This window comes from Bacteroides sp. (genome assembly GCF_019417265.1).
In the GTDB taxonomy this organism is placed as follows: domain Bacteria; phylum Bacteroidota; class Bacteroidia; order Bacteroidales; family Bacteroidaceae; genus Phocaeicola.
On record NZ_DXVR01000029.1, the window covers coordinates 23,181 to 30,539 of the forward strand.

Consider the following 7,359-nt stretch of genomic DNA (forward strand, 5'->3'; position numbering starts at 1 on the left):
GGCTATATAGTATTAAAACAATGTTCCCGGATTATTCTCTGCCCTCCACTGCTCTATAGGCATACTGTAGAGCCATGAGGTCTTTTCTTCCTTACGCTCGACGAAATAAACATACGAGATATCGTTCTCTACGATATGTATATTATCGTTAGGAGTAACCACAAGAAGCTGCAGATGGAGCTGTTTGCAAAGATCTATCAGATAGCGTGCCTTATCCTCATCCTGTGCCTTGAAGGCCTCATCAATGGCTATGAAACGGAACGAATTGTCTTGCATTCCGCTTTTTGTCAATCCGAACTGGTATGCAATAGCAGAGCCCAAGATGGTATAAGTAAGCTGAGCTTTCTCTCCTCCCGACAAGTGTCCCATGTTTTCGTATGTGGTTTCCTTATTTCCTGTATTGCGGTTGAATTCCTCAGCCTTATAAGTGAACCATGAACGCACATCCATCACCCTGTTTCTCCAATCCTCATTTTCCAGACGTTCCATGAATGGCTGGATATGGTCACGGAAATGAATCTTTCGCCCATCTATAGTGGAATTGATTTTCTGCACATTAGGCATAGCCTCATCCATCAGACGGCGGAACTCTCTGACTTCTTCATTTATCCTGGTCTGCATAACCAGCTGAATGTAAGTAGCAGGCTGCTTGCGGTAATCAATACCGTGGAGCGATTCGTTCAGCATTCGGATATTGTCATCTATCGCACTCTTCCAGTTGATGAAGAACATACGGAAGTCACCCACCTTGTCTGTAAGCGTTTTCTGCAGATAGTTGTCAAACTGCTTTTCGTATTTCGGCAGGTTTTCTTTCTGCAAGCGGTGCAACATTTCCTGATACTCGTCTATCAAGTCAATATTTTCCGCTTCAGGCATGGCATTAACGTCCGAACGCCAGTCCTTGAACTTTTCTGTAATATATTCCGAAGGATATTTGAAATCGCGGATATGATTCTTCGCCTTGTCCTCTGCATCGCGTTTCTTATTGAACAGTTTGTTACGTTCGCGGTCATTGCGGCTGATGAATGACTTATACTCCTTGTCCAGGTCATCGTATGTACAGTTTCTCAGTTCTTCGTAAGCCTGCTCAAAATCGGACAACAAAATAGAGCGCATTGATAAAACAGCCTTCTGACATTCCTCCATCTCGTATTTTGTTTCCTTTATCTTGGATTTTATATCAGAAATCTGACTGACTTTATCGCGTATTTCCTCAAGAGAAATCTTGCGTATTGCCTGACGCACCTGCTCCAACTGTTTCTGCAGAGCCTGTATAGTATTGTTGTTCTTCTCCAGCTCTGCTTTGTCGGAAAGTTTCTCCTGCAGACGTGTTGCGTATTCCTTCCAGTTTACGGCATCGAAATCCTTGAACATATCCACCAGTTTCTTGCTCATGTCGTAATCATACTGGAGTTTCTGTTTCTCGGAGTTTATATCATTCAGCTTAGCCATCAGCTCGATGTCTTTCTGCCGAAGTTCCTTTATCTCATGTTGCAGCAGGGCTATCTTGTCCTGGTTATCCCATCCGAGGATATAATTTGCCTTGCTCACTACCTGAGGACGGTCATCCTTCTCATGCCTGTCGTGCGAGAACTTTATCAGTCCCTCACGCGTAACAGCCTTTTCCTGATAGCGTTCGAACTCCTCAAGATTTTCCACGCACGCATAGTTGTATTTATTGAATATGGTATCGCGTATCCACTCCTCATATTCAGAGTCGGGACGTATTTCTATCTTGTCGAGCAGTCTGGCATCGTCAGCTGTAAATGTTTCCATACCTGCAAGCGAGTTGTAAGTACGATAGCGGTAATAAGTAATCCTTCCTTTCAGGTCACTGGAATTCAAGAACTTGTTTACCTCATGATAATACTGGTCAGGCACAAGCAAATGCAATGCAAAATTGTGAAGGATTTTCTCAATGGCACCCTCCCACTCCATTTCCGCAGGATTTACCCTTATCAGCTCACCGATGAAAGGTATCTCGTCCTTAGTGGCTCCGGTATGTTCAAGAATCATTTCGCGTATTTCTGATTCACGTCCGGAAATATTGTTCTTGTTCTTCTTCAGAGATTCAATAGTCTTGATATACTCATCAATATTCAAAGTAATTCCTTTTCTTTCGTTTTCGAAAGTTATAGTTCCTCTGATTTTCTGCTCTATACCGACATTCATGATTTCCAGACGTCCGGCTACTGAATCACGCTGACTTATGAAAGTATCCTTGTCAGGGTCAGTATTGAGCGACAGGACTGATGCCACTGCGTTATATTCATCCATACGCGATACACGTTCGTCACGGAGTTCTTCCAGGCGCTTGATCTCCTGCTCCATTTCCTTTATCTTCCTGCCCACCTCATCATTCTCTATGGCAAGGGCTATGGAACGTTCGTCCTGACGCATTCTGTCCTCGTCGTCACGGAGTTTCTTTTCCTCTTTCTCAAGACGTTCCTGCTCCTGTTCCAAAGAATCAACACGTTCCTTACCCAGTTCTATAGTCTTACGGGCAAACCAGTAGTCAATGCTTTCCCTGTCCATGGAAAGCTGCTTTATTTTCTGGGCATATTCTTTTATTTCGTCCGCATATTCTGATATAGGTGTAAGCAACTCTATCTGTTTTCCTGCCTTTTCGATATTGGTCTTCGCCTCCATCAGAGTCTTGAAACTGTCCTTCAGCATTTTGTACTGCGACTCAGCATTCTGTTCTTCAAGCATATTGGTACGGATAAAGTCGTCCAGGTCGTCGAGCACCTTCACACCCACAATCTGATTGAACAGTGAAAGAGCCTTTACGGAACGCATACCGAAAAGCTGTGTGATACGGTCGGCATAACCTACAGGTCCTTCAAAAAATTCCACCATAGTACGGTTTCCCTTATGCGAGCTTTCCAGACGGCGACGCCACATACCCTTGCCGTCGAATGGCTGGAAGTCGGTCTTTATATCCAGTTCGCAGTGGGCCAGACCGAAGGTACGCCTCAACTCACCGCCGGAGAACCAGCGAACCTGAAACACAGTAACCACACGGGTATCGGTATTGGTAAAAGTAGCAAGAAGCACAGAGTATGCAGAATGGTCGCGCAATGACTGTGTGCTGGCACCGCTTTCGCCGTCACGCTGTATGTTTCCGTAATTACCCAAAACGTATGTCTCCTCTGTTCGGTTACCTTTCTTCTCCACTCCCGACGACTGATTGTAGAACCTGTCCTTCTTGGCAGGCACCATCAGCGTCAGGAGAGCATCTATTATGGTACTCTTTCCCGAAGCGTTTGCTCCCGTAAGCAGTGCATTGTTTCCCTGGGGTTCCATACGGAAAATTCTTTCGTGAAATGTTCCCCAGTTATATATCTCCATGTATTTCAGACGAAATCCCGACGTATCGGAACCGGTACTAAACAGACTCAACATATTCTTGCAGTTTATCCTTAAATTCTTGTAGTTTGTCCAATGTTACTTTCTCTTTTATTATTCTGTGAATCTGATATGTATTCACATTGTCGCGCTTTATCAGTTTCAGATATCCCAGCGACACAATACGGTTGATATAGGTGTCTATCTCGCTGAGAAGCTTAACTCTGTTGAAACGCTCAGGAAGGAATATCTCTATTCGTTCCCTCAGCTCGTCGGCACTGACAAAACACTCTGTGGAATAAAGTTCATCCATATTGCTGTCGAACTCTTCAAGCATCTGTCTGAGAATTACCAGAATGACTGATATCTCGAAACCAAGCTGCTGACGGGGAATAAGTCCTGTAGTCCTGTCCTCATCGTCCACTATCTGCTTGATATATGCAAAACCTTCGTCTCGTTTTACTATCAGCTCTATACCTATGTTCATGAGATACTTGTTTATCTCCGACTGATAGTTCAGGATGTCCTCCCATGCGTTAGTGTCCGTCACTTCAACGGGACCTTTAAGCAGGCGTACAACGGTACGTCCGTAAGGTGCTATTATAGAATCTATATTCATTTTAAGATAATAATTTCCGGTATTACAATTGATTTTTTCAACTCGCTGTTAAACGGTATGACCTGTGTGCGGTCGGGATTGATAGTATGCCTGAACCCGCGTATCACACTGATATATCCGAACAGCTCTGCCAGTCCTTTCTCCAGACCTCCACTCTCCTCTACCACATCGGACAGAGAAACCTGCTTGCAACGTTTAAGCGAATCGTGTATTCTCTGTTTCAATATAGCGCGGTCAACACCGTGACTTACAAACAGTTTATCCGCATGTTCTGCCTCTGAAATGTCCGCACTGGCTATTTCTATCACATTGTTGTAGTCCACATCATCAGTCTTTTCAAGAGTAAGTTTTCTCTCTATAGGCATGGAAATTTCCGGCATTGTCTCCAGTTCAAACGACACATCTGGTTTTATATTCCGGCTTGCCAACTGAAGAAGTACCGACTGTATGTCCTGAATCACACGTTTCGATGCAGCCGACTGAGAGTTATTGTTTTCGCAGATGATACGGCTCAATTTTTCAGCCATCTTGTCGTTTGCCTGATATACCTTTTTTCCGCTGTTATAGAGATACTGTTTCATGTTTTTCAGGAACATATCTTCCTGACGTATCTGCGACGGATCTATGGAATGATACAAATCATCCACCATATTGTCCCATGCATCCTGCATGGACGGTGTCATAAGGAAATCCCAGAAAGCATAGAAACTTTTCCCCTGCGAACTCTCCTGAAGTTTGTCAAGCGCGTCGAACGTATATCCAAGGATATCGCCTTTCGACACATCTCCCTCTGCGTGTTTCTGATATATGGATTTTGTGATGGACTTGAAATTGTCTTCCACCTCCTTGAAGTCGGAAAGAAGTTCCTTTGCCGTACGTGTAATGTCGCGGAAACGCGGAAGTACCTGATACTCCTCATAGACCATGGCAGACTCTCCTGCCCTAAGGCTCTGAATCTGATGTTCTATCTCCATCTTTCTCTGTTCCAGCATACGGATACGTTCTTCAGGGTCCTCGTTGGTAAACTCTACAAGTTCCTTTATCTGTCCGTAAAGGTTCATAAACTTTGACTCAGTTCCAACGAACTCATCCTTCTTCAGACTGAGAAGCCAGTCTATCACCTTGCTGGAATATGACGAAAGCTCGTAAAACACCTCTCCGCTTTCTTCCTGATAATTACGGAGAAAACCTTTGTCCGTCCATTTCTGAATATACTTGTATGCTTTCTCGTCGTACGAGTCGAACACATTTATATCATTTTCCTCATCATTCTCCAAATTGATGGATGAAAGGTAATCGGAAAGTCGCATCTTCAATGAATCATAAGCCACAGGTTCCCTATGCTTATAAAAAGTTTCATATAGAAACAATATGATAATCTCCCTGTTGCGCAGGCGCAAAAGCTCCGCACATGGAGAACCATTCAATATATCGGACAATAGCTGGGTTTCGGACATGTTTTTTATTCGAAATAAGTTATCATACAAAGTTAGTCATTAATTACGACACGGCAATGTAACAGAGCGGATTTTGCCTGATTTTTCCTTCCACCAAACGCTTCTCCCGGAATAAAACAACAAAGTATATTATTTTATTCATAAAAAAACATACTCCATTTCACTTTCACATCCTTCACAGAAACAAGCAAAATGGAGTACATTTCTACTACTACTAAGCAAACAAATCCTCTAATGTTATCTCGCTTTGCACTATTCCGGAGTGAGAGTTATGACGAATTCCGTAAGTAGTTACCATAGTAAGGTGTACAGCCTTGTGGGTATTTGTAGCCTCGATGAATGAGCTTTTTTTGTTGCGGAGATTGCGCTCATATTCTGCATCGATAGAAAATTCCGACAAAGAGTATTTCATTTCGCAGATATTTACCACCTGGTCATTACGGTCTATCAACAAATCAATTTGTGCTCCTTCGCCATTTTCATCTGCCTCTTTTCGCCAAGAGTAGATATTGCTCAATACACCTGAAATGCCCAATCCGGCCTTGATTTGCTGCGTATGAGCCATACATAGGCGCTCAAAAGCCAAACCACTCCACGCACGATGCGTTGCAGAATCGATGGACACTGACCAGAAATGCTCATCATTGTTCTTGTTTTCCCGGATAAACTTGAAATAAAAGAGCGTATAATTATCTACCAATTGATAAATTGCCTGCTTTGTCTTTTTACCATAGCCACTGTATTTCCTTATAAATCCGCAATATTCCAACTCATCGAGTACTTTACTCAATGCGCCGTTACTCGGTTTGCCGATTGCAGTTATAATCTCTTCACGAGTCATACCGACCTTTTTCCTGCCAAGTGCTGTTACGACATCTATGTATTGTTCAGGCGACTTAAACAAAGAAGCATAAAGCAGATTAAATTCATTTGCCAATTTTCCATTTCTGGCAAAGAAAATCTTATCGATATTTTGGGCAAGACCAAGCCCTCTTTCAAGCAAGTTCCAATAAAACGGTATGCCACCCAATACCATATAGCACTCAGCTATTTGGTATCGGTTCATTTCAAGCCCCTTGCTTTTGACAAACATCTCACACTCTTTCAAAGTAAACGGTTGAAGGGCAATACGTTGCGTCACACGATTATGAAGCCCTCCATGGTCATTAATCACCTTATTGATAATCCACGATGTGGCTGACCCGCATATAATCAAAACAATATCCTTGCGAGCTGATGCCCAACCGTTCCAGAAGTGTTCAAACGCTGAAATGAAATTTGAACGGGAAGTATCCATCCACGGAAGTTCGTCAAGAAAAATAATCTTCTTCTCATCTGTCGAGTTTTTCAAGAAGTGAGATAACAGACTGAATGCCTCCAACCACGATTGCGGTGTGGGGCAATCGTCGTAACCCGCATCACGAAGTGAAATGGCAAAACTAAACAGCTGATCTTTTGTCTTAGCGTTGGCCAAGCCTGTATGCTGGAATGTAAATTTATAGCCAAAAGTTTCACGGATAAGGTATGTCTTACCTACGCGCCTACGACCATAAACAGCAATCAGTTCCGAATATTCCGACTGAGCTGCCGAAAGTAATATTCTTTGCTCTTCTTTTCGTCCGATTATCATAAGTATTGAATTTTATTTTCACAAATATAATACAAATAATCCACATAATTTGCCAAATCTCATAAAATTTAGAGGATTTGGCAGATTATATCATATAAACCATTTATGAGTATGATATTGACCATTGCTTTTACAAGAACATCCGTACTGTCGATACATCATTATTAATACGTACTATCCACCTTATACCATCGTCGTTTATGCTTATATAAAATGACAAAAAATATTATTTTCTTTATAAAAAAACATACTCCATTTCATTTTCACATCTTCAAAGAAGTAAATGAAATGGAGTATTATTAGGA

Annotated in this window: 4 protein-coding genes; all 4 read right to left on the reverse strand. The window is 42.4% G+C overall.

Annotated elements, in window-relative coordinates:
* Positions 1-12: 12 nt before the first annotated feature.
* On the reverse strand, positions 13-3,405 hold the full coding sequence (locus QZ379_RS05600) for an ATP-binding protein (protein ID WP_291560270.1): 3,393 nt from the start codon (positions 3,403-3,405) through the stop codon (positions 13-15).
* The gene (locus QZ379_RS05605) at positions 3,389-3,967 is read right to left on the reverse strand and encodes a DUF4194 domain-containing protein (protein ID WP_291560275.1); all 579 of its coding nucleotides are present in this window, start codon (positions 3,965-3,967) and stop codon (positions 3,389-3,391) included. Before QZ379_RS05605 ends, QZ379_RS05600 begins: the two co-directional genes overlap by 17 nt.
* A complete protein-coding gene (locus tag QZ379_RS05610; protein ID WP_291560286.1) occupies positions 3,964-5,424 on the reverse strand; it encodes a DUF3375 domain-containing protein in 1,461 nt (486 codons plus the stop codon). Before QZ379_RS05610 ends, QZ379_RS05605 begins: the two co-directional genes overlap by 4 nt.
* Before the next feature lie 214 nt (positions 5,425-5,638).
* On the reverse strand, positions 5,639-7,054 hold the full coding sequence (locus QZ379_RS05615) for an ATP-binding protein (protein ID WP_291560294.1): 1,416 nt from the start codon (positions 7,052-7,054) through the stop codon (positions 5,639-5,641).
* Between the last annotated feature and the right edge of the window lie 305 nt (positions 7,055-7,359).